The 23,842-nt window shown below is 32.4% G+C and carries 12 protein-coding genes and 1 pseudogene; 10 read left to right on the top strand and 3 right to left on the bottom strand.

Translation table 11 applies throughout. From position 1 onward, the window contains the following. Window positions 1-193 (top strand): annotated as a pseudogene (locus tag AS180_RS16375) (IS4 family transposase); the annotation flags it as partial. A 348-nt stretch (window positions 194-541) separates the two neighbouring features. Here the strand turns inward: AS180_RS16375 and AS180_RS16370 are convergent. Both AS180_RS16370 and AS180_RS16365 read right to left on the bottom strand, forming a co-directional pair. Continuing rightward, window positions 542-1,477 carry a DMT family transporter gene (locus AS180_RS16370; RefSeq protein WP_062687164.1) on the bottom strand — a complete coding sequence of 312 codons (936 nt, stop codon included), beginning with the start codon at window positions 1,475-1,477 and terminating at the stop codon, window positions 542-544. 53 nt (window positions 1,478-1,530) lie between these two features. Next, window positions 1,531-1,890 (bottom strand): YunG family protein, encoded by a 360-nt coding sequence (locus AS180_RS16365; protein WP_062687163.1) that lies wholly within the window; start codon window positions 1,888-1,890, stop codon window positions 1,531-1,533. 461 nt (window positions 1,891-2,351) lie between these two features. Here AS180_RS16365 and AS180_RS16360 point away from each other — a divergent pair, with 461 nt between their 5' ends. The 9 genes from AS180_RS16360 to AS180_RS16320 all read left to right on the top strand — a co-directional run bounded on the left by AS180_RS16360 (window position 2,352) and on the right by AS180_RS16320 (window position 22,963). Then, window positions 2,352-3,497 carry an acyl-CoA dehydrogenase family protein gene (locus tag AS180_RS16360; RefSeq protein ID WP_062687162.1) on the top strand — a complete coding sequence of 382 codons (1,146 nt, stop codon included), beginning with the start codon at window positions 2,352-2,354 and terminating at the stop codon, window positions 3,495-3,497. Window positions 3,498-3,514: 17 nt separating this feature from the next. Then, window positions 3,515-4,555 carry an acyl-CoA dehydrogenase family protein gene (locus AS180_RS16355; RefSeq protein ID WP_062687161.1) on the top strand — a complete coding sequence of 347 codons (1,041 nt, stop codon included), beginning with the start codon at window positions 3,515-3,517 and terminating at the stop codon, window positions 4,553-4,555. 28 nt (window positions 4,556-4,583) lie between these two features. Continuing rightward, window positions 4,584-14,003: a non-ribosomal peptide synthetase gene (locus AS180_RS16350; protein WP_062687160.1), complete on the top strand. Its 9,420-nt coding sequence runs from the start codon at window positions 4,584-4,586 to the stop codon at window positions 14,001-14,003. 2 nt (window positions 14,004-14,005) lie between these two features. After that, window positions 14,006-15,307, top strand: a complete 1,302-nt coding sequence (locus AS180_RS16345; protein ID WP_062687159.1) for an MFS transporter — start codon at window positions 14,006-14,008, stop codon at window positions 15,305-15,307. 14 nt (window positions 15,308-15,321) lie between these two features. After that, a complete protein-coding gene (locus AS180_RS16340) occupies window positions 15,322-18,654 on the top strand; it encodes a non-ribosomal peptide synthetase (protein WP_062687158.1) in 3,333 nt (1,110 codons plus the stop codon). 5 nt (window positions 18,655-18,659) lie between these two features. Continuing rightward, window positions 18,660-20,081, top strand: coding sequence for a condensation domain-containing protein (locus AS180_RS16335; protein ID WP_062687157.1), 1,422 nt, complete (start codon window positions 18,660-18,662; stop codon window positions 20,079-20,081). Window positions 20,082-20,112: 31 nt separating this feature from the next. After that, window positions 20,113-21,339 (top strand): cytochrome P450, encoded by a 1,227-nt coding sequence (locus tag AS180_RS16330; protein WP_062687156.1) that lies wholly within the window; start codon window positions 20,113-20,115, stop codon window positions 21,337-21,339. A gap of 120 nt (window positions 21,340-21,459) precedes the next feature. Continuing rightward, window positions 21,460-22,239, top strand: a complete 780-nt coding sequence (locus AS180_RS16325; protein ID WP_062687155.1) for a thioesterase II family protein — start codon at window positions 21,460-21,462, stop codon at window positions 22,237-22,239. Next, entirely contained in the window at window positions 22,223-22,963 is a 741-nt protein-coding gene (locus tag AS180_RS16320) for a 4'-phosphopantetheinyl transferase family protein (RefSeq protein WP_062687154.1), read from the top strand. Before AS180_RS16325 ends, AS180_RS16320 begins: the two co-directional genes overlap by 17 nt. Before the next feature lie 274 nt (window positions 22,964-23,237). On the opposite strand, the gene istB is transcribed toward AS180_RS16320, so the two are convergent. After that, on the bottom strand, window positions 23,238-23,842 hold a 605-nt coding region (gene istB / locus AS180_RS16315; RefSeq protein WP_062687153.1), incomplete at its 5' end, for an IS21-like element helper ATPase IstB.

Here is a 23,842-nt window from a genome sequence, read left to right as displayed (position 1 = left end):
CTACGGACAAAGTGAATGGGCCATTCAAAACCAAGTGTTTATCGCACTGATTGTTTTTTGCCTAAATGTAATTGCGCAAATCGAAACAAAAAGTAAGCGAAAAACGCTACAGATTAGCCGTTTTTTAAGGGCTTCGTTATGGAAACCGGCACATATCTGGATACGAAAGATTAAAGGAAAAACCGTTCCTTAAAAATAAATTGTCGTCGTCGCACAAGTCTAATTGTACATAATTTCCAAATGGATGGAGCCACCTTTAATAAGGTATTTACTTTTTTGGCTCTAAACAGGAAAAAACATTAAACTGAAAATTGCGTCAACATTTATGCAACACTAGTGTAAAAATATATTAAAATTAAAATCAGAGATCAAAAAATTTGGTGCCGATTAATAACGGCACCAAATTTTTTGATTGGTTATCCTTGGTTGGAGTTACTAATACAACACTCAAAATCTTCCGTGCGTAATGAAGATTTTGAGTGTTGTACATAAAATTCTCTGATTATAATATTAAATTTAATAAAAGAAAGTTAAAGTATGCTTAGTTGTTTTTTGATGTCTCATTATTCTTAGAAGCAGATAACAAAACTATTGTGCATAAGATACAACCTGTGCCTATCCATTCCATAAAACCAAACGAAACATTTAGCCAAGCAACAGATAATAATGTTGCCGATAAAGGTTCAAGACAGGCTAATAAACTACTTTGAGAAGCACAACTAATATATTTAAGGCTTTCTAAATAACAAAAGAAAGCAATAATGGTGCCGAAAATTATAATAAAAAATAGGGATAAATATATAGGAATTGACCAACTTCCGTGATATAGCCAAGGGAAATGAATTGGACTGAAAGCAATTCCACCTATTAACATACCCCAACCTATTACAATAGTAGATCCCCACTTTTGAAGTATTCTGTGTGGCTGCAAAGTATAGAAAGCTAGGGCTAATGCGGAACTAAGACCCCAAAAAACTGTTAAGCCGGAGATAGATAAGCTATGTATTTTTCCGTGTGTAATAAGTAAAAATGTACCGGCAATTGCTAATAATAGTGCTGTTATTTCTTTAGTGGAAGGGAATCGCTTGGAGCGAATTGCCAAATAGCCTGTAATAATAACGGGTGCTAAATATTGAAGAACAGTAGCCGTAGCAGCATTACCATTCTTAATTGCCGCAAAAAATGTATATTGAACAGCTAGAATCCCTAAGATACTAAAAAGTAAAAGGCTTAACCGATCGTTTCTATCTTTCCAAATACCCCATACTTTATACTTTTCTTTTCTATATGCTAGACCTAAAAGTAAGAATCCAGACATTAATAGCCGAACTACTACCAACCATTCTGGGCTAAAGCTGTGTTGCTGGAACAGATATTGAGCAACAGGTCCTGAAATCCCCCATAGAGTAGCAGCAATTATAACAAGAGAAAAGCCTTTTATTTTTGAGTGATTTGCAAATGTATTTTCAAAGTTCATAAATCTTTCCCTCGTAATTTGTTATTCATAACGAAAATAATAACAAATATAAATTAACTTTCTTTGTCAATATGATGAAAAACCTTCTGTTTTAAATAACTATATTGACTTTCATTAGTGACAGTAAAAGCTTCTTCACGATTAGAAAGCTTGTTTAAATATTCTATTTTAGTTGGAAATTGAGATTCAGTAAAATCATAATAATTATTATTTATCTTATTATAGAAGTGCCAACCATCTGGAGTAGGAGTTTTAAAAATTTCTCCCCCCAATACATCAATAACCACTAAAGCAGTTACTCCGCATTGTCCTTTAGCTGGGTTATCTACAGTCCATAGAGAGCTAGAGCTTAAAGACCAAGTTTTCTTAAAAATATTTAAAAGTCCTTCAATTTCAATAATTTGATTGGTCAAATTTATTACCTCCTCTTTAATATAACTCTATTCAATATAGTGTATTAAAACTTCCTAAATCCTCCTTGTTTACTAAAAAATACTTTTTAATAATATAAAATAATATATCAGCCTAGCAAAATTGTAAATATTTAAATTTTAATAAATATTTACAATTCTTAATAAAAAAGCCGTGGATTTTTGATATCCTCTAGTATATAATCTTTTTTGTTAGGAAATTTAAGTAATTATTTGTATATTTAGAATTAATTGTGTAAATGTGTAAATGTATCTAGGGAAATTAAACTTTTTTACAATATTTAATAAAAAGGGTATAGATTTTTGCGAATCTTTTGTATATAATCATTTTGGATATATTAACCAAGCATTATTTTTCAATAAAATCCTATAAATGTATTTGTGTTAATTACACAAACTTAATTTTTGCAAAATATAGATAATTCAAAAATGCGGAGGGAAATATGGATTTCAATTTTTCTAGTCAGGAGAATGAATTTCGTTTAAAAATACGGAATTTATTTCAACAAGAAGAGTTTGTACAAGAAATAATACAATTGTCATTAGGGGATAAGGATACAGATCCTAGACAATTGTATAAGTTAACGGGAGAACAAGGTGTACTGGCACCTAATTTTCCAGAGAAATTTGGTGGTCAGGGTAGAACAATGTTAGAAGCAGCTATAGCTATAGAAGAGATGATGGCAGCAAAGATACCTGATACATTACATTTAGTATCTGTACAAATAGTTGGAGCGTTGTTATTAACAAGTGCTAATGAAACTCAAAAAGAGAATTATCTTTTACCAATGGGTAGGGGAGAGAAATTTGGTTGCGTTCTATATACTGAACCATCGGCTGGGTCCGATTTGGGATCGTTAACTACCGAAGCGGTTCCTACAAATGATGGAGGATACAAAATATATGGAACAAAAATCTTTAATCTTAAAACTAACCTTCTAAATTTTGCTGTTTGTGCAGCGAAAGTAAGGGGTTATTCAAGTTCATCTTATGACAGTATTACATTATTTATCATACCTTTAAAAGATGAAAATGTGGAAATTGAAAAACTTAATAGTATGGCTGATGAGAGCTTTTATAAGATATCTCTTAATGGTGTATATGTAACAGCGGACTCTATTATCGGCGAAGTAGGTAGTGGATGGTCCACTATTACTAAGGCTTTAGCTCTTGAGAGGACAGGGCACGATTACTATATCAAAGCTCAAAAGTCATTTAATGCATTTAAGCAATACATAGAAGAAAATAATTTATTAAATATTAGCGATTATGCCGCAGAGTTAAATAAACTTAGTAGCAAACTGGAAGTAGCTAAATTAATGTCATATAGAGTTTTAAAACAAATTGATAATATGAAGATTGACGAAGAAAAAGCAGCAATTTCAAAATGGTATGCAAGTGAGTTGGCTTGTGAAATCACTAACAAAGCAGTGGAGATAATTGGTGTAAACAGCTATACAAAGTCTATGGATAAAAACATTGAATTACTGGAAGCAGCATATAGGGAGTGTCCCGGTAATACTATCTCAGCTGGCTCTTCTGAAATGATGTTAGAAACTGTTGCTCGACTAGCGTTATTAAAAGATTAAGTGAGAGGGGAATTATTATGAATTTAGAGTACGATCCATTAGAAATACAATTTCAAGAAACCATAAAAAACACCCTTTCTCAGTCTGATGAAGGATCTGTATGGGATTCATTATTAGCGATAGGAGCTCTAGGTTATACAGTCCCTGTAGAGCTAGGTGGGTATGATTTAGGTGAAACTACTAACTTGCTAGTGTGTAGCGAATTAGGCCGAATTGGTATAGTCTCTCCTTATATTGAAACAATAACAATATCAGATATATGTCAATTGGATAGTATTAATGACCGTGAAACGCTAAGTTCTATCGTTGAAGGCAATCATTCGTATTCATTACTATATTCAAGAGACCTATTAAAAGCAGAAGTGTTAAATAATAAACTATTAATTAGTGGAGAACTAACTAGTTCGCTTAATATCAAAGAATTAGATTTCATATATTTATTACTTAGCTGGGAGAACAATAGCTATGTCATTAGCATTAAAAAGGAACAAATGTTACAGAAGATAACTCCTGTAGATGACAAGAATACGGATAATATTTATAAGATTAATTTTTTGAATTTTGAAATAAATAACTATTATGAAATAAGCAAATCGGAAGTTGATTCTATTTACAAAAAATTATTAATGCGACAAGCAGCGTATTTACAAGGTTTAACTGAGGGCGTGTTAAATGAAACAGTTGAATACACTAAAATCAGAAGACAATTTAATAGCAAATTAATAGATTTTCAAAGCATTCAATTTACATTAGCTGAAATCTTTGCGGAATTAGAAGCAGTGAAAATGAAGCTTAATTATACGACTTGGAAATTAGAAAATAACGCTCTTTCAGTTATAGATTCCTTAGAGACTTTGGCTTTAATTAGTGAAAAGGCGTTATATGCATCTAGAAAATGTATACATTATCACGGAGCATACGGAATGACAAAACAAGCTAAGATATCTAAATATTATACTTTGGTTATAAACGAGGTTAATCGTTATGCTAAATATAAGGATCTATGGAAGGAAATTAGTAATTTGAAAAAGGAACAACAGATCTCTTATCAGATCTAAGACACTATGGTTATGAGGGGTGGTCTAAATGGCAGTTAAAAACAATATAAGAAAAGCTTCCTTAAATGAAAAGATGTTATGGGACCATATTAATAATAACAGAGCCAGATATGAGGGAATGAATTTGTTTGCGGCTAAAGTGAGCGCAGATTTAAACTTAACTAAATTAGAGACCTCATTATATGAAACATTAAGAACTCAATTCCCATTTTTATTAAATAAATATGAACTTAATGCTGAAGAGGAATTAATTGTTTTAGAGGAACATAATATTCATAATTTTGGAATTGAAATTCTAAGTAATAGTATTCAAAAAGAGCAAATGTTTAATTATGAATATGTTCCATTTTTAAATGATGGATTTTTATTTAATGTAAAAGCATATCAGACACTAGAAAACGAATTTGTGTTGTTGCTTAATATTCATCCTCTTTTGGGTAACAAAAATACATTGATCACTTTAGTAAAACAGTGGATGAGAAAATATTTATATAACCGTGTATCATCTAGTTTAATTAGCATTGATATGGAAGAAATGTATGATTATAAATTTAAAAACAACATTGAGAACACTGAAAAAACATTTAATTATTCATTTGTATTACCTTACGATAACCCTAAAAAAAAAAGTGAAAAAAGTTCAATATCTTCTTTACGTTTCGAACTAGATTTAAAAAGAATAAAAGAACTTTTAAATAATTCAGGCATAGAAGATGCAACCTTAGAAGAGACGCTTCTTACTGTATTTAGTTTGCTTATACACAGATATAATACGAATAAAGATGAAAGTGTTTCTATAAGCTTGAATAATACTAATATTAATAATAAGTATATGCATCAGGTGTTAAATGTTAATTTTGATGCTCAGGATACTTTCATTTCATCTGTCTCAAAAACAAGCAATGGTACTTACCTTAACGAGGATACTTTAAAAAATCAACCTAATTATCCAATACAGTTTAGCTACTTTAACAAAAGCTCTAGCCTTGCTGACGTTGGATGGACAATTTCATTCCCTACTTTTACAAAAGGCTATTACGATCTAAATCTTGTATTTGAACAGCAAGAAGAAAAGGTATTAGGAATATTATATTACAATGAAGAATTATTTAAGAAAGAAACAGTTAATCGCATAATTGAGCAATATAAAACATTGTTTTATAGCTGTTTAGTTAATGACAATCTTTCTATTTTAGAATTAGATATATTGCCTGAAAGAGAAAAAAATCTAATATTATCTCGTTTTAACGATACAGATTATCCTTTTGAATTAGAGACAACCTTAGTAACATTATTTGAGGAACAGGTGGAGAAAAGCCCAAATTCTATAGCTCTTAGCTACAATAATAAGAAATTGACCTATGGTGAGTTAAATGAGAGATCTAACCAATTAGCTCATTACCTAATAGAAAAAGGAATTAAAAAAGGTAGTATAGTAGGAGTTTATTTTGAACGTAGTATAGAGATGGTTGTAAGTTTATACGCTGTAATAAAGGCTGGCGGTGCTTATTTGCCATTAGATCCTACCCATCCAAAAGAGCGTGTTTCTTTTATACTGGAGGATGCCAATACATCAGTGGTTTTAACTCAAAATTCTATTAAACAAAATTTGCCTAGAGGCAGTTACGAAATTATATGTGTAGACTCAGAAGAAAACTTACATACAAAGTCGTCAGACAACCTACTGAACACTGTTTCTCCAGAAGATTTAGCTTATGTAATATATACTTCAGGATCAACAGGCAAACCCAAGGGTGTATTAGTACAGCACCAAGGAATTGTAAACAGATTAAAGTGGATGCAAAAGGAATATAACCTAAAGGAAAATGACAGAGTTTTGCAAAAAACCCCGTATAGCTTTGATGTATCAGTTTGGGAGTTTTTTTGGCCGCTACAAATTGGAGCAACGTTAGTTATTGCAAAACCAGAAGGTCATAAAGATAGTATTTATTTAACAGAAATAATTCGCAAAGAACAAATAACAGTAGTTCATTTTGTTCCTTCAATGCTTCAATTATTTTTAGATTTTAATGGCTCTCAAAGTTGTAACTCTTTAAGATTAGTTTTTTGTAGCGGCGAAGCACTACCATTTAATCTTCAACAGAAATTTTTCGAATTATTAAATGCAGAGCTGCACAATTTATATGGACCTACTGAAGCATCAGTAGACGTGACATATTGGAAGTGTGTGAAAAACTACGAGAGAAATATAGTACCAATTGGTAAACCTATTTCAAATATAAAATTATATATCTTAGATGAAAACTTGAGACCTGTTCCAATAGGGGTTCCAGGGGAGCTTTATATTAGTGGTATAGGTTTAGCTAAAGGTTATTTAAATAGAAGTGAATTAAACAAAGAAAGATTTATCAAAAATCCATATCAGTCTGGAAGTTATAGTCGGTTGTACAAGACTGGAGATTTAGCAAGATACTTAGAAGATGGAAACATTGAGTACCTTGGAAGATTAGATTTTCAGGTTAAGATCAGAGGGTTGCGCATTGAACTTGGCGAAATTGAGGCTATGCTTTGTAGACATAAAGATATCAAAGAATGTCTTGTTAGTGCAACAAAAGATAAGACTGGCGATGATCAATTAGTAGCCTATCTAGTTACAAAAGAAGAGATTGACTTAAATCAAGTCAAAGAATTTTTAAAGAGTAAACTTCCTGAATATATGATTCCTTTATTCTTTGTTGTTATAGAAAAATTCCCACTAAGTCCTAATGGAAAGATTGATCGCAAACAGCTCCCTCAACCTCAAGTTGAACAAATAAATTCGGACAGGGAGATTTTGTTGCCAACTACAGACTTAGAAAAAGCAATATATGATATATGGTCGGATGTTTTAGGAATTAATGATTTTAGCATTAACGATACATTTTTAAGTTTAGGCGGTCATTCCTTAAAAGCTATGCAAGTTATTACAAAGTTACGTAATGAGACTAACTTAGAATTGAATATTTCGGATATGTTAGTTAGTAAGACGGTTCATAAATTAAGTAAGTTTATCGAAAACAATCTTCATAAGTTACAAGCAAACAGCAGTTCTATAAAAAGATTGGATTCCTTAGAAAAACCAGCATCTCTTGCTCAAGAGAGAATGTGGTTTCTAACTGAATTAAATAATGATTTGTCTGCTTATAACATTACCAATGTTTTAAGATTAAGCGGCGCTGTAAACTATGACTTAATAAAAAAAGCCATAGAAAAAATTGTTTCAAGACACGAATCTTTAAGAACAACTTTTTATTCTAAGGATGGAGTTTTATTCCACAATGTTCTAGATAGTATAGAATTCCAGGTACCCACAATTAACCTAGAATTAGAAGAAAAAAAGGAAGAATTAGTAGAAGAATTAGTAATCGAAGAATCAAAACATTTATTTAATATTGAAGCAGGACCGCTATTTAAGGCTAAGTTAATTAAACTATCAAATGATTGTCATTGGTTAGTCTTAACTTTTCACCACATAATTTTTGATGGTTGGTCAGAATCGTTATTTAATAATGAATTTATTAAAATTTATGAATCATATATAGAAAATAAACCTTTAATACTTCCTAAATTAGATGTTAATTTCTCAGATTATTCTAGCTGGCAACGTGAAGAGTTAGGTAAAAATCATTTAAAACTTCAAATTAAATATTGGGAAGAAAAATTAGCTGGCTATACAGGCAATTTCGAGTTACCGACAGATATAAAACGGGGTAAGGTTCAAACATTTAATGGATCACAGTGCAGGTTTAAAATACCCGCTGGCCTTGTAAATGATTTAAAAGCTCTAGGGGAGCGTGAGGATGCAACTTTGTATACAACGCTTTTAGCTGCTTATAAAATCTTATTGTATCGACTTACTGGTATAAATGACACTGTAATAGGATCTCCGGTAGCTAGTAGGAATAATGCACAAGTTGAAAATTTAATTGGATACTTTGTAAATACTCTAGTGCTTAGAACAAATTTATCACCAGGAAAGAGTTTTATTGATACCCTGAAGGATGTTAACAACACTACAATTGAGGCGCTTGCTCATCAAGATATACCTTTTGATAACTTAGTAGAAATTGTAAGCCCAGAGCGGGATATAAGCCGTAATCCTTTGTTTCAGGTTGCCTTTGCCTTACAAAATACACATTATAACACTAACCATATTTTTTCTAACGATTTACTTCTAGATACTCAGGAAGTAGATACTAAAATCTCTAGATTTGATTTATCCTTAATTTCAAAAGAAACAGAAGAAGGAATTGAATGTTTCTTTGAATATAATACCGATTTATTTTATCAATCAACAATCCAAAAACTTGTAAATTATTACTTGTTTTTATTAGAACAGATTTTAGAAAATCCCGAGAAAACAATTGATTCTATTCCATTGGTGTCTTCGGAAGAACAAAATATATTATTAAAGGCAGGCCAGGGTGCACCGGCAATATATAAGGAAGATAAAACAGCAATAGAGCTATTTGAGGATGTAGCTTTACGAAACCACAATAAAATGGCAGTTAAATATTATAACAACGAAATTAACTATAAAGGTTTAAACGAAAGAGCTAACCAATTAGCTCATTACTTGATAGAGAACAATGTTAAAAAAGGATCAAAAGTAGGAATATGTCTAAATCGTAGTCTTGAATTTGTAGTTTCTGTGTTAGCAGTGATGAAAGCGGGAGCTGTTTATGTACCAATAGACACAAATTACCCTGAAGAACGTATAAAGTTCATTTTGGACGATTCACAGCCAGACATAATATTAACAGAAGAATTTATGAATGGTATGTTTAGCGAATCGGGCTTCAATGTAATGTTTTTAAATGATATTCAAAACAAAATTAAAGAGTACCCTACTGAAAACATAAAAAGTGTTAATTATGAAATAGAGGATCTAGCTTATATTATTTATACTTCTGGTTCCACCGGAACTCCAAAGGGCGTAATGGTCCCACATAAAGGGTTGTGTAATGTTGTAATATCATCTATTCACGAGTTTAAATTTAATACGGAAACTAGAATGCTGCAATTTAGTTCTATGAGTTTTGATGCGTCAGTATGGGAAATTTTTATGGCTTTATTATCAGGCGCTTCTCTTCATATTTCATCACCGGAAACCTATCTTAATGTTATTAAGAAGCAGAAAGTTACATTTGCATTTTTACCGCCAGCTGTATTATCTGTTTTAAAACTAGAGGATGTACCAACGTTAGAAACTATTATTACAGGAGGAGAGGCTTGCCCTCAAAACCTTGTTGATAAGATAGGTAGCAAAGTAAATTTATATAATGCATATGGTCCAACTGAAGCGTCAATTTGCACAACAATTGAAAAATGTAAAAACGATAGCAAAGAACCGCCAATTGGTACACCTATAGCTGGAACACAAGTATATATATTGGACGATTCTTTAAATATGGTCCCATTTGGATACTCAGGGGAATTGTATATAGGTGGTTTAGGTGTTACAAAAGGCTACTTAAATCGACCTGAACTAGATGATAAAGCCTTTATCAATAACCCCTTTAATAAAGAAGAAAAAATTTATAAAACTGGAGATATAGTTAGATTCCGTTATGACAATAAAATTGAATATTTAGGACGTAAAGACAAACAGGTTAAGGTTCGGGGTCTCCGTATAGAATTGGGGGAGATTGAATCTGTATTAAACTCACTGGAAGAAATTGAACATTCTATAGTAATTCCAGATGAAAATAATCAAAATTTACTTGGTTTTGTAATATTGAATAAAGCCTTAAACAAAAAGGATGTTAGTTTTAAAGATATCCTTTTAAATAAATTACCTAGACATATGGTTCCGAATAACATTTATGAGATTAATGATATTCCAGTTACTACAAATGGGAAAATTGATAGAAAGGCTCTTTTAGCTTGTCATTTTGAAAAACAAATGAATAATAATTATGCGATCGAGATGCCTAGAAATGAGTTAGAAGAGAAAATCAAGAAGATTTGGTCTAGTGTCTTAAAAATTGACCAAATAAGTATTAATGATAATTACTTTGAAATTGGTGGCCAGTCTTTAAGCGCACTTCAAGTAATATCTAGAATAAAAGAAGAATGTCAAGTTGATATCACATTGGCTGATTTCTTTAGTAATTCTTCTATATCAAGTTTAGCAAAATATATTGAGTCTAAGCACGGGCTAGAAGAAAACGATAGTACAAATATTATTATACAAATTGCTCCCGAGGGTGAAGATTTAAAAGCGTCGCCTGCACAAGAAAGTTTGTGGCTACTTCAAGAACTAAATCCTAGCAGTATTACTTACAATATACCAATGGTCTTAGAATTAACGGGAGCTTTAGATATTGAGTCTTTAAGAGAAAGTATTAAGACAATAGTGCAGAGACACCAATCGCTGCGAACAATATTATTTGAGAGGGAAGGTCACATCTTCCAGGAAGTAACCAGTGGGAAAAATATAAATTTAAAAGTAATAAATTCTTATGTTGAGAAAGACTTGCTTGAACAAGAAATAAGAGAAATTATTAATAAAGAGGTAGATGTCCCATTCAATTTAAAGGAGGGACCTTTATTTAGAGCAGTATTGTATGCTGTGAACAAAAACAAATACTACTTAGTTCTTGTGGCGCACCACATTATATTTGATGGGTGGTCAAGAACTTTATTATTTAATGAGTTGGCTAGTATATATAACTCAGTTAAAGAAGGCAAAGAGCATACTTTAGTTGACCCAAAATATCAGTATAAAGATTATACCTATTCGTATAACAAAAAATTAGATCCTTCTAGGATTAGTAAATCCTTGGATTTTTACAGAGACAAAATGAATGGTGCTTTGCATTACGTTAATATTCCGAAAGATAGAAATTACTTTAAGGATAATTTATCGAAAAAGCACGTATCATTCAAAATTAATCAATCGCAAATAACTAAAATGAAGAACATCATCAGTAAAAGTAAGTCAACAACATATATGCTACTTTTAGCAGTAACGAAAGCACTTATGTACAAGCTGTCTAATCAAAAAGATATTGTTATAGGAACCCCTATTGCAAACAGAAACGATTCAACCTATGAATCTATAATTGGATATTTTGTAAACACACTTGCTATAAGAACAGACCTATCTGGAGAACCAACTTTTATGGAACTTCTATCAAGAGTCAAGGCTACATTCTTAGAAACTTATGAACACAATAACATCCCGTATGAAAAAGTTGTAGAGGTTATAAAGCCGGAGCGGTCTGGGGCTACTAGCTCACTATTTAATATTATGTTTAATATGTTAAATCTTCCGGATCCAGAAATTAAATTAAACTCTTTAAAAACTAAAGTTATTGAAGAGTATGAAATTGATTCCAAGTTTGATTTGAATTTCTATGTTAAAGAAAATAAGGAAGATATAGTTGTTAACATTGTTTATAATAATGAACTTTTTAGCCAAAATAGAATGTTGAACTTAACAAAACAATTTGAGATTTTCTTATCTCAAATTTTAGACAACCCTGATATTAATATCGATAAGTACTCTTTGTGTAGTAGGGAAGAAGATAGGATATTACCATCGCCTACTATTCCGCTAAATTACGTGGAACAAGATCCAGTAATCAATCTATTTAAAACAAGGGCAAAGCTTGTTCCTAATAATATAGCACTTGATAGTTCCAAAACTGTTATGAAATATGAGCAGTTAGATAAGCTAAGTAACAAAGTAGCACACTATCTAACAACACACGGAATAGTAAAAGGTGATTATGTCGCACTATCTGGAGAAAGAAGTATAAACTTCATTGTATTGTTGCTGGGGGTTATTAAAACAGGAGCTGTGTTTTATGTACTAAATACAAATTATCCTGTTAAACGGAATTTACAGCTAATTAAAGCATTATCTCCCAAAATATTATTGCACGGAAGTAAACTACCAATAGATTTAACACAGTATTTAGATGTTTCAACATTGCAACTAACAATGAGTAGCATAGAGGATTTAAATGTGGATGACTCTGACATTAAAACGCAAATTTGTGGTAGAGATAACGCATATGTCTTATTTACATCGGGGACAACAGGGGAACCTAAAATGATAATGAACACTCACTCTCCACTAACGAGATTTGTAAAATGGCATAGTGAAAACTCAAAATTCAATGTCAATGACAATTTTAGTATGTTATCAGGGTTATCTCACGATCCAGTATTAAGAGATATCTTTACACCAATTGTAAATGGAGCTACATTGCACATTCCATCAGAGGATGAAATGTTGGATCCAAAGAGAATGCGAGAGTGGTTTGTAACAAAAGAAATAACCGTTTCACATATGACCCCTCAGTTTGGATATATTTTAGCAGAAGGAGAAAATGTACCAGTAGTCAAATCACTTAAACACATTTTCTTTAGCGGAGATATTTTAACCGTTGACCTTGTAAATAAATTAAAAAAGGTTGCACCGAATGTAATATGTACTAACTTTTATGGAGCAACCGAAACTCCTCAGGCGATGTCATATGAAACTGTCTCGGATACAGAAAATCATTGTGAGATTACTTTAGGAAAACCTATAAATAGCGAAGTTCAACTATTAATAATGAATAATGCAGACCAATTATGTGGATTTGGAGAAATAGGTGAGATTTGTATTAGAACACCATATCTTTCAAGTGGTTATATAAACGACGAAAGTCTTACCAACGCAAAATTTATTAGTAATCCATTCACCAATAATAACGAAGATATTATTTATAAGACAGGTGATATTGGTTATTACCTTACAGATGGCAGAATTGTTTTTTATGGTAGAAAAGATAACCAAGTAAAAGTTAGAGGATACAGAATAGAGTTAAGGGAGATAGAGGCAGCTCTTAAAACACATCCTCAGGTAAAGAATGCTGCGGTCAATCTGTTTAGGGATAACCAAATATCAGAAAGCTTGGTCGCTTACATTAATTTTGAATTAGACAGCAAAGATAATATCGAAAATCTTCGTTGCTATTTAAACGATTTACTACCGAGCTATATGGTACCTAAGGTATTTATAGAAGTTCAAAAGATACCGTTAACACCTAATGGTAAAGTAGATTGGTCTCAACTTGCTGACCCACTAGACTATCTAAATAAATTAAAAATAGAATTAGAAGAAGTCGAGATGACTGAAGCGGAAGAAAAAATGAAACTGCTGTGGGAAGAGTTACTAAACACACCTGTAAATAGCGTCAATGACAACTTCTTTAATTTAGGTGGTCATTCTTTATTGGTTACGAGATTAATGTCTCGAATAGAAGAAGTCTTTGAAGTACGTCTTTCTTTAAGGTACATTTTTGAAAATCCAACTATTAAGGATATAGTTAACGAAATTAACAGAATAGAGCTTGAAAAAGAAGAAGAACTTGAAAAAGAGTTAAGGGAGTTACTCGGAGATACAGATAATCTAGAACAGATATTAGGCGAGTTAGAAAGGGATTCTTAACTATGAGCAAATTTTTTAAGAATGATATTTGGAAGAATAAAAACTTTACAAAACTATGGTCTGGATTAGCAGTTAGCTACTTGGGAACTTCGATTAATTCGCTTGCATTACCTACTCTTGCCATTATGGTATTAGGTTATGGAGCAAAAGAGGCAGGTCTCTTAAAAACTATAGAGACCATCTCTTTCCCTATTTTGGGTCTATTTGTTGGAGTAATGGCGGATCGGTATAACCCCAGGATGCTAATGATAATTTCAGATATAGTAAGATTTCTCGCAATTGTCTCTATTCCAGTGCTTGCATATTTTGATGTATTAACGTTGACACATCTTTATATAGTTGCCGCGTTATCAGGGGTGTTTTCGCTAATATTTAACGTGTCTTATATGACCCTAGTACCAGGGATTTTAAAAAAGAATATGTTATCAGATGGTAATGCGAAATTAACATTAATTGATTCCGCATCCAAAGTTGTAGGTCCAACAATTGCTGGTTGGGTGATTAATGTACTAGGAACTGTAAAAGCTTTTCTTTTTGATGCAGTCAGTTATCTTGTTTCAGCTGTATTTCTTATAGCAATTAAGGATAATCTTGATGTTAAAAAAGAACAAAAGAAAGATACTAAGGTATTTAGGGATATAAAAGAGGGAGTTCATTTTGTATTTAGTAACAATATTTTAAAAAGCCTTACAATATCCCTTACACTTGTTAACCTTGGATATGCTCTTATACAAACTATAGTCGTTGTTTTCGCATATCAAAACCTTAAATTATCTCCTTCACAGGTTGGAGTTATTTTTTCCATAAGCAGTATAGGTCTAATTATCGGAGTTATGTTATCAAAAAGATTAAGCGACAAAATAGGCGTTGGTAAAAGCTTATTATTAGCTTCAACATTTCTTGGTTTAAGTTTAGGAGCCGTACCTTTATCTTCATTAGTAACGCCAATTATCTCGTTTAGTATCCTGTGGTTCCTAGGGGCGCTTTTCTTACCTATACTTGATATTAACCAGGTTACTTTAAGACAGTCTGTAACCCCAAGTAATTTACAGGGTAGAATGAACGCTTCCATCCGTACTTTTATGTGGGGAGCCACCCCATTAGGAGCTATATTGGGAGGGTTTATTGGTGACAAAGTGGGTATGACCATAGCCTTTATAGTAGGCGGAATATTCATATTAATAGGAATGTTATTTATATTATTTAGTAAGGTAAGTAAAGTAAAAGCTATTACAGAAAATGGTTTAGTCGAGTACACTAAACCACTCAAAAACACAAGTAATCAAGACATCAATAAAAGTTAAACGGAGGAGTTAGAATGAGTGATTTAGCAAGTAAATTAGCAAAGCTACCTAAAGATAAAAAAGCTGCAATGATTGCTATGCTGAAAGGTTCATGCGCTGCTAGTAAAAAGAAAAACGAGTTAGTGCCTCGTAAAATTGGGGATAAGGTTCCTGCTTCATACCAACAAGAACAGCTATGGTTTATAGATAGCTTAGCAGCAGGAGATAATCAAAATAACGTTTCTGCCCTAATCACGTTAACTGGGGAGTTAAATGTTGGGAAATTAGAAGAATCTTTAAACACTATAATAAAAAGACACGAATCCTTACGTACTCACTTTATAGATGAAGAAGGAGTAGTAAAACAAGTCGTAAAACAATGGATATTTCACGAACTTGAAACTATTAATTTGCTGCAAGATGATTTGGATTTAGAAGAGATATTAAAGAAAAATTCTTCAATGCCGTTTAACTTGGAGGAAGGACCTTTATTTAGAGTTTTATTAATTAAAGCTTCTGAAGAAAAGCATTATCTGTTGTGGGTTGCACATCATATTATATGGGATGCTTGGTCATACACAGTATTTATGAATGAGTTAACCACATCGTATAATAATGAAAATCAATTAGAAGATATTAATATACAATATCCTGACTTTTCAATATGGCAAAGAGGTCATTTAGCGGGGGATCGTTTAGATGAGTTAAATAAGTTTTGGAAGGAAAAAATGTCAAATACTGAGGTTACAGAATTAATGACTGATTTTCCTCGCCCTAAAGAACTAAACTTAGAGGGACATAGATTTAAAAGAGTTTTATCTGGGGATATTCTGGATAATGTAAAAGATCTAGCCAAGCAAGCAGGAACAACACAATATATGACTTTGTTAGCTGCCTTTAAGGTATTGCTTCATAAGTATACCCAACAAAATGAAATTGTAGTAGGGACTCCAAGTGCCAATAGAACAAATTCTCAGGTAGAAAAACTTATTGGCTTCTTTGTTAATATGATACCAATTAAAACTAATATTTCCGGGGATGTAACTTTTAGAGATACACTTTCAACAGTCAAAGAATCTGTTCTAGAGTCTTTTAATAATCAGGATTTACCGTTTGAGAAAATTGTGGCAGCTGCTAACCCAAAGCGGGAACCAAGCAGACACCCATTATTTCAAGTTGAGTTTACATCTGAGTCAATGGTAAGTGATAGCTTACCTAAGATGAAAAATTTAAAATTAGAACACGAAACTTTACACGATTCTGGTTCTAGGTTTGATATGAGTTTTATTACATATGAAAGCAACGGAGAACTAGTTGTAGTAGTTGAATATAATCGAAATTTATTTAAAGAAGAAACAATTAAACAATTGGTTAACAATTATGAGAGTACTTTATTAAATTTATCTAAAAATCCAGATGTATCAATTAACAAATTATCACTTTTAAATCCGGACTCTTTAGAGAAAGTGATAAGTATATGGGCTCACGGTAAAAATACAGAAATAGTTAATAAAAGCTTAGTTGAAGTGTTTGAAGAAACAGTTTTAAAATATCCAAATTCTATTGCTGTTTCTTTTAAGGGGAAAGTCTTAACATATCAAGAATTAAATGACAAAGTAAACAAATTAGCTAGATACTTACAGGCGAAAGGGGTAAAAGAAGAAACATTCGTTGGAATTTGCTTAAATCGTTCAGTGGATATGATAGTTTCTCTATTAGCAGTACTAAAAGCTGGGGGAACCTATATTCCTATTGATTCAGGTTACCCACAAGATAGGATTGATCATATTCTTACCGATTCACAAGTGAAGGTAGCTATTAGTGAGGGGAGTTTGGTAAGCAAGATAGGGGAAAGTGTCGCTTGTACTATCCTAGTAGATAGGCACAAACAAGAGATTGAACAAGAATCCACTAGTAATTTAACATTAAATATAAAACCTACTAATCTAGCTTATGTACTTTATACGTCAGGAAGCACCGGCAAACCCAAGGGCGTTATGATTGAGCATCTATCTGTTGTAAACTTTATAAAGTCTATTTCAGAAGACTATAAAATTAAAGATAATGACACAATAGTTCAGTTTGCGCTATTAGGCTTTGACGTATCGGTGTTTGAAATCTTTTCTGCATTGCTAAATGGAGCAAAATTAAGTATTGCTGATAATAATGAAAGAGTTTCACCCGAAGATTTAACTAAACTTATTAAAACCGAACAAGTAACAGTAGCAGAGTTACCGCCGGCACTTTTACCATTGTTAAATCCTGACGAGCTAACTACCTTACGCCTTGTCTCTGTAGGAGGAGAAGCACCTTCTGGAATGCTTGTAGAACAATGGGCAAATAAAAATCGAAAACTCTTTAATGGATATGGTCCGACAGAAACTACTGTGGCAGTGACATTAATGGATTGTCAGGGGAAATATCTAAAAACGCCCCCAATCGGAAAGCCTATGGCTAATCACAGTGCATTTATTTTAGATGAGCATTTGAATCCTGTTCCTCAAGGTGTCCCAGGAGAATTGCATATTGGTGGAATAGGATTAGCCAGAGGATATTTAAATAGAAACGAATTAACAGCTGAAAAATTTATAAAGAGTCCTTTTGAGTGTGTGGTAGGGGATCGACTTTATAAAACAGGGGATCTAGTACGATGGTTACCAAATGGCAATATAGAATTCCTTGGCCGAATAGATAGACAAGTTAAAATAAGAGGCTTCCGCATAGAACTAGAAGAAATTGAAAATGTATTAAAAAGCTATTCAAATGTTACAAATGCAGTTGTTATTGATATTGATCACGAAGAATTTGGAAGAAGACTAATAGCTTACATTACTACTAAAGATAGCGAAATTTCCCAAAAAGAATTACTAGAATTTACAAAGAGTAAGCTTCCTTACTATATGATCCCGTTTCAATTTATTAAAGTGGAAAGTATTCCACTAAATCCAAATGGAAAGATAGATAGAAATAAATTACCACAACCTAATTATGAAGAAATTGGGCAAAAAGAAAGCATTAAAAAACCAATAGATGAATTCGAGGAAGAGATTGCCTTTAACATTTTTAATAATGTATTAGGTATTAAAGTTGTAAGCGTAGATGAAAGCTTCTTTGATTTAGGTGGAAACTCACTTCAAGCAACTCAAATAGTATCTAAAATTCGTAAAACATTTAACATCGAAATTACTTTAGCGGAATTTTTTAATAATACAACTGTAGAAAAGTTAGCGGAAATTGTAAGAGAACGCCAAAAAGAAAGTAACAATGAGCAACAACGTTTGTTAGATACTCTTAATAGTATAGAGTCATTGACAGATGATGAAGTTATGAAAAAAATAAAAGAAATGCAAGACAAAGTTAGGGTGTAATCAATATGAATGAACAGTTAACACAAAGAATCGGTAAACTTTCAAAGCAACAACAAGAATTACTAGCCTTGTTGTTAAATAATCAATCAAACGAAATTACAGAGAGACCATCTAAAAACACCTTAATATCAGCTTCATCTTCTCAAAAAAGATTATGGCGGATGTATAAAGATAATCCTAACTCCGCAATTACAAATATGTCTGTGGCACTCCGTTTAAAAGGAGTGCTGCAAGTTAATGCCTTAGTAGAGGCAATAAAGTATTTAGTTAACAGACACGAAGTGTTAAAAGTTTCTTTTAAAGAAGAAGGAGAAGAAGTTTTACAAGTAATTAAAGATATTACTCATTACAAAATATCTATACTAGAACAAGCAGACAATGCGTTTGAGCGAGAAGAACAGATATTAGATTATATAGAACGAGAGATAAAGACTCCATTTAACTTAGAGAAAGATTTTTTACTCAGACCTTCCTTAATTAAGCTTAGAGAAAATGAACATATATTAGTCTTGGTAATGCATCATTCGGTATTCGATGGTTGGTCTGGAGGAGTTTTCTTTAACGAGTTGTCTGAAGTATATAAAAGTTTAGCAGCAAATAGAGAACCAAAATTGCCGCCGCTTGCTATACAATACGATGATTACTCATATTGGGAAAGACAATATCTAACCAGCAAAGAGAGCAACGAAGAATATAATTTTTGGAAAGAGACACTGGGGAATGAATACTTCAATTACTTACTTGAAACAGAAACCGAAAAAGAATTTAGTGTTGATTTTGAAGTAATTAATATTAATAATGCAGATAGTCTAAAATTAAAAAAGCTTAGCAACCAAAAACAAATTAGTCTTTTTATGACACTCTTTAGCTTATATAGTTTATCTTTGTCGAAATATTTTGGGAAAGATAAATTTATTATAGGAACTCCAGTGGCCGGACGTATTAAAGATGAAATAGAAAATCTAGTAGGGATGTTTGTAAACACAATTTTGCTAAATGTATCCATTAATAATGGAGATTCAATTGATGAAGTTATTGAGAAAACCAAGAATACGGTAAGTAAAGCCTTAGACCATCAGACGTTTCCTATTGAAGATTTATTAGAGAAGCTATCCCCAAATAGCGGCCAAGCCAAAAGGAGCCCTATATTCCAAACAGTTTTCGCTCTACAAAACGCTCCTTCTGGAAATATTGATTTTGGTGATATAGAGGTATCTTTAGTTAAACTAAAAGATGCACCTCCTCTTCATCAGCTTTTAGAGTTTTATAGTCCTGTAAAGAAGAAGTTGGATATAAGCTTGGTACTAGGGGAGAAGAATGGAGAGATAGTGGGTTTACTTGAATACAATAAAAATCTAATAGACCAAAACGAAGCACAACAGATTAAGCAGATATTCTACAAGCAAATAAAAGAGCTAATTAAATAAATTAAAGAAAAAGTATTAGGAGGCTTTACTAATGACTACAACTTTACAAAAGGAATGGAAAATTGAAGATTTTGATCCTAGATGGCCCGAATTTGCAAAGAATCCTTATCCATTTTACGAAAGATTAAGAGACGAATCTCCAGTTCATTATTTAAAGGAAATGAAATTATGGCTTGTAACCGGTTATGAAGAAGCAAGTACAATTTTAATGAATCCAAATTTCGGTAAGAAAATGCCTGAAGGTTATCCTAGTTATGTACAACAACCACCTGAAAAATACAAAAAACTTAATGAGCTTCCGGATAATATGCTAGACCTTGACCCACCGGATCATACTAGAATTCGTAATTTAGTTGCTAAACCGTTTACTCCCAAAGCCATTGCATCTCTCAGACCTGATATTGAAAAATTAGTAAATTCTTTATTAGATAAGGCCGAGGAAAAGGGAGAAATGGATATTGTGGCAGATCTCGCTTCACCAATTCCTGCAATAGTAATTGCAACGATGCTAGGGGTTCCACTCGATGATGTTGACAATTTTAGAGAATGGACAACTGATTTAGTAAGAAGTTTTGATGCAACTCAAGGACCTGAAGCGAGAGAAAAGGGATATGAAGCAAAACTTAACTTACTAAATTACTTTGAAACTCTAGTAGAGCAAAGACGCCATAATCCTGCTGACGACTTAATTAGCGAATTAATTGCTATAGAAGAAAAAGGCGACAAACTAGCAAAAGACGAATTATTGTCAATGTGCATCCTTCTCCTTTTTGCTGGTTATGAGACTACAGTAAACCTCATTGCAGTTGGGGCCCGAAATTTGATACTAAATAACGATCAGCTACAGTTATTATTAAGCGATCCTTCTTTAATAAAAACAGCAGTAGAGGAATTAATGCGCTATGAAACACCTGTTCAACGTATTGGCTACTATACGCAAGTGGATACAAAAATAGGTGAAAAAGAACTAAAAAAAGGAGAACCAGTTCTAGTAGCTGTTGGGGGAGCAAATAGAGATAAAAAAATATTTGAGAACGCGGATAAGTTGGACATTACCCGTTCACCTAACCCACACCTGGGATTTGGGAAGGGTAAACATTTTTGTTTAGGTGCATTCTTAGCTAGATTAGAGGCGGAGATTGCTTATACTACCTTGTTTACTCGATTCCCTAATATAAGACTTTTAGATCAAGAAGGTGATTGGGCGCCTAATACCGCTCATAGACGCTTACTTACTCTTCCTGTTTCTCTTAAGTAATTTAATAAATCAAACACATACTCACAATAATTTCTGCGTGGGTATGTGTTTTTAATAAATAAACTAAAATCATTTTAAGTATAGAGTTCTATGACATTATAATGTAAGGGTTGTTATATTATGAATTGCAAATGGCTTTGGAATCCTAAAAAGATCGATAAGGGTAATTTAAATATAATATTTTTTCCTTATGCAGGCGGAGGAATACCTTCTTTCTTTCACTGGATTCAGGATTTAGAAGAATATGCTAACTGCTATATTGTTGAGTTGCCCGGTAGAGGCAATAGATTTAGCGAGGAACCTTATACAGATATAAAACAAGTCGTTTATGAGCTATCATATAATATCTTAAAGTTAAAAGAGCCTTTTATTTTTGTTGGGCACAGTATGGGAGCCCTTATTGCTTATGAATTAGCTTGCTACTTGCAAAAAAATTACGCTGTAAATCCTGTACGACTAGTTGTTTCAGGGGCTAGCAGCCCTTCGTATCCAAAAAAAATACAAAAGGCTTCAAATTTATCTAAAGAAGCATTTATTGATAGATTAAAAGAAATAAACGGAGCTAACGATGAAATCATCAACAACAATGAACTGTTAGAACTTGTAATGCCTATATTAAGAGCTGATTTTACCCTATGTGAAAATTACATTTTTAATGAACAAAATGAACAATTATCTTGTCCGATAACAGCATTTAGTGGAAATAGGGATAAGGTTGCACCAATAGTTGGTGCAGAGCAGTGGAGAGAACTAACTAGTAATACCTTTAATCTAAAAGTGTTTGATGGTGAACATTTTTTCATCAACGACAAATATAAAGAGGTTCTAAACAGTCTAATTGAATTAGTTAGTTATGATAAAAAAAGGCTGAATTTAAATAGTTATGTTACCACCCATTAATAAAAAAATGTTTTTAAATTTACAAACAAACGATATACACATATGGACTGTGCCAATAGATTTTATAGAAAAAGATATTAACCATTATAAATTTATTCTATCTAAGGATGAAATTAGACGTATGGAATCTTTTAAAACATATTCTCTAAAAAATGAATACTGTTTTATACGTGCAAACCTACGAAAGGTTTTAAGTTTCTATCTTAAAGAGCCACCGGAACAACTTAAATTTTTTTATAACGATTTTGGCAAACCTTATTTAAATAATGCAATTAAGTTTAATCTTTCACACACAAACAGCGTTGCTGTGATAGCTGTTACAAAAGATAATGAATTGGGAATTGATATAGAGTTTATTAATAAAGACATAGACATATTCGAAGTTATTAACGTAGCTTTTTCTTCTCAAGAAATAGACTTAATAAATGAATTAAAAGGCTTAGAAAAATATGATATGTTTTATAGAATATGGACAAGAAAGGAAGCTTTGTTAAAAGGACTTGGCAAGGGGTTAAGTTTAAATCCTCATTTAATTGATGTGTCAAATTACACCAGTGCATTTATGAAATATAGATGGCGCTTAATTGATGTTATTGTAAAATCGGGATATACATCGTCTTTAGCGATAAATAACAATAAAACTCCTATTAATATGACTTACTTCTCTCTAGCCGGAAATATTCCCAATTTAACTAGGGAAGTATGTCACAAATCACTTGTTTAATACGGATTAAATAAAAGATGTAAGGGGATAGGATATTATGTATTATGAACATCACGGAATTTTATGTTCAATAAGCAAACCAGAGGATAGTAAAGCTACAAAGCAAAACGGACCAAATATCACTACCAAAGATTCGAAAAATTATAATGAAATTACAAAAAACAAATAAATATAATGTGAATGTAACGTAAATGCCTAGTCAAATTATAGTAGATGTCAACAACGATTCAAATTTCCCCAATTTCAACGAAATGAAATTCCCCATTATGAACGGCTAAATCGTTGTTTGGGCAGGATAAATTCCTGCTTTTTTCTTTTCTCGCAAACGGTAGGAGTCACCCTTGATGTTAAATGTAATCGCATGATGTAAGAGGCGATCCAAGATAGCCGTTGCCAATACATCGTCACCAAAAACTTTTCCCCATTCAAGGTACGATTTATTAGATGTTAAAATCATTGCTCCTTGTTCGTATCGCTTTGAAACAACCTGGAAGAAAACATTGGCGGTTAGTTCATCAAAAGGAAAATAACCTACTTCATCTACAATTAACACGTCTGGACGACTCCAACGATTTACGAGTCGCTGGAGTGTCCCTTTATCATTGGCCTTGCGGCACTGAGCCACTAAGTCGTCGGCCGACAAAAATAGGGCTGTATATCCTTGGGTAATCGCTTCAATCGCAAAGGAGACGGCTAAATGAGTTTTTCCTACACCCGGAGGACCCAGTAATATGCGATTTTCCCCATTGGCAATAAAGCGACATGTTAAGGTTTCCTTGACCCTTTTCTCGCTCAGACTTGGTTGAAATGTAAAGTCAAAATCATGAATCGTTTTGGTGTAAGGCAGCTTTGCCCGTTTCATTCGCTTTTCTAGTTGAT

The sequence above is a fragment of the Priestia veravalensis genome (assembly GCF_001457055.1).
In the GTDB taxonomy this organism is placed as follows: Bacteria; Bacillota; Bacilli; order Bacillales; family Bacillaceae_H; genus Priestia; species Priestia flexa.
Note: the sequence above shows the minus strand (reverse complement) of the source record. Positions and strands in the feature narration are given on the sequence as shown.

Excerpts from the sequence above, each read along its gene's own strand:
- AS180_RS16370 (WP_062687164.1), bottom strand. The coding sequence starts at position 1,477 with ATGAACTTTGAAAATACATTTGCAAATCACTCAAAAATAAAAGGCTTT.
- AS180_RS16360 (WP_062687162.1), top strand. The coding sequence starts at position 2,352 with ATGGATTTCAATTTTTCTAGTCAGGAGAATGAATTTCGTTTAAAAATA.
- AS180_RS16355 (WP_062687161.1), top strand. The coding sequence starts at position 3,515 with ATGAATTTAGAGTACGATCCATTAGAAATACAATTTCAAGAAACCATA.
- AS180_RS16350 (WP_062687160.1), top strand. The coding sequence starts at position 4,584 with ATGGCAGTTAAAAACAATATAAGAAAAGCTTCCTTAAATGAAAAGATG.
- AS180_RS16345 (WP_062687159.1), top strand. The coding sequence starts at position 14,006 with ATGAGCAAATTTTTTAAGAATGATATTTGGAAGAATAAAAACTTTACA.
- AS180_RS16340 (WP_062687158.1), top strand. The coding sequence starts at position 15,322 with ATGAGTGATTTAGCAAGTAAATTAGCAAAGCTACCTAAAGATAAAAAA.
- AS180_RS16335 (WP_062687157.1), top strand. The coding sequence starts at position 18,660 with ATGAATGAACAGTTAACACAAAGAATCGGTAAACTTTCAAAGCAACAA.
- AS180_RS16330 (WP_062687156.1), top strand. The coding sequence starts at position 20,113 with ATGACTACAACTTTACAAAAGGAATGGAAAATTGAAGATTTTGATCCT.
- AS180_RS16325 (WP_062687155.1), top strand. The coding sequence starts at position 21,460 with ATGAATTGCAAATGGCTTTGGAATCCTAAAAAGATCGATAAGGGTAAT.
- AS180_RS16320 (WP_062687154.1), top strand. The coding sequence starts at position 22,223 with ATGTTACCACCCATTAATAAAAAAATGTTTTTAAATTTACAAACAAAC.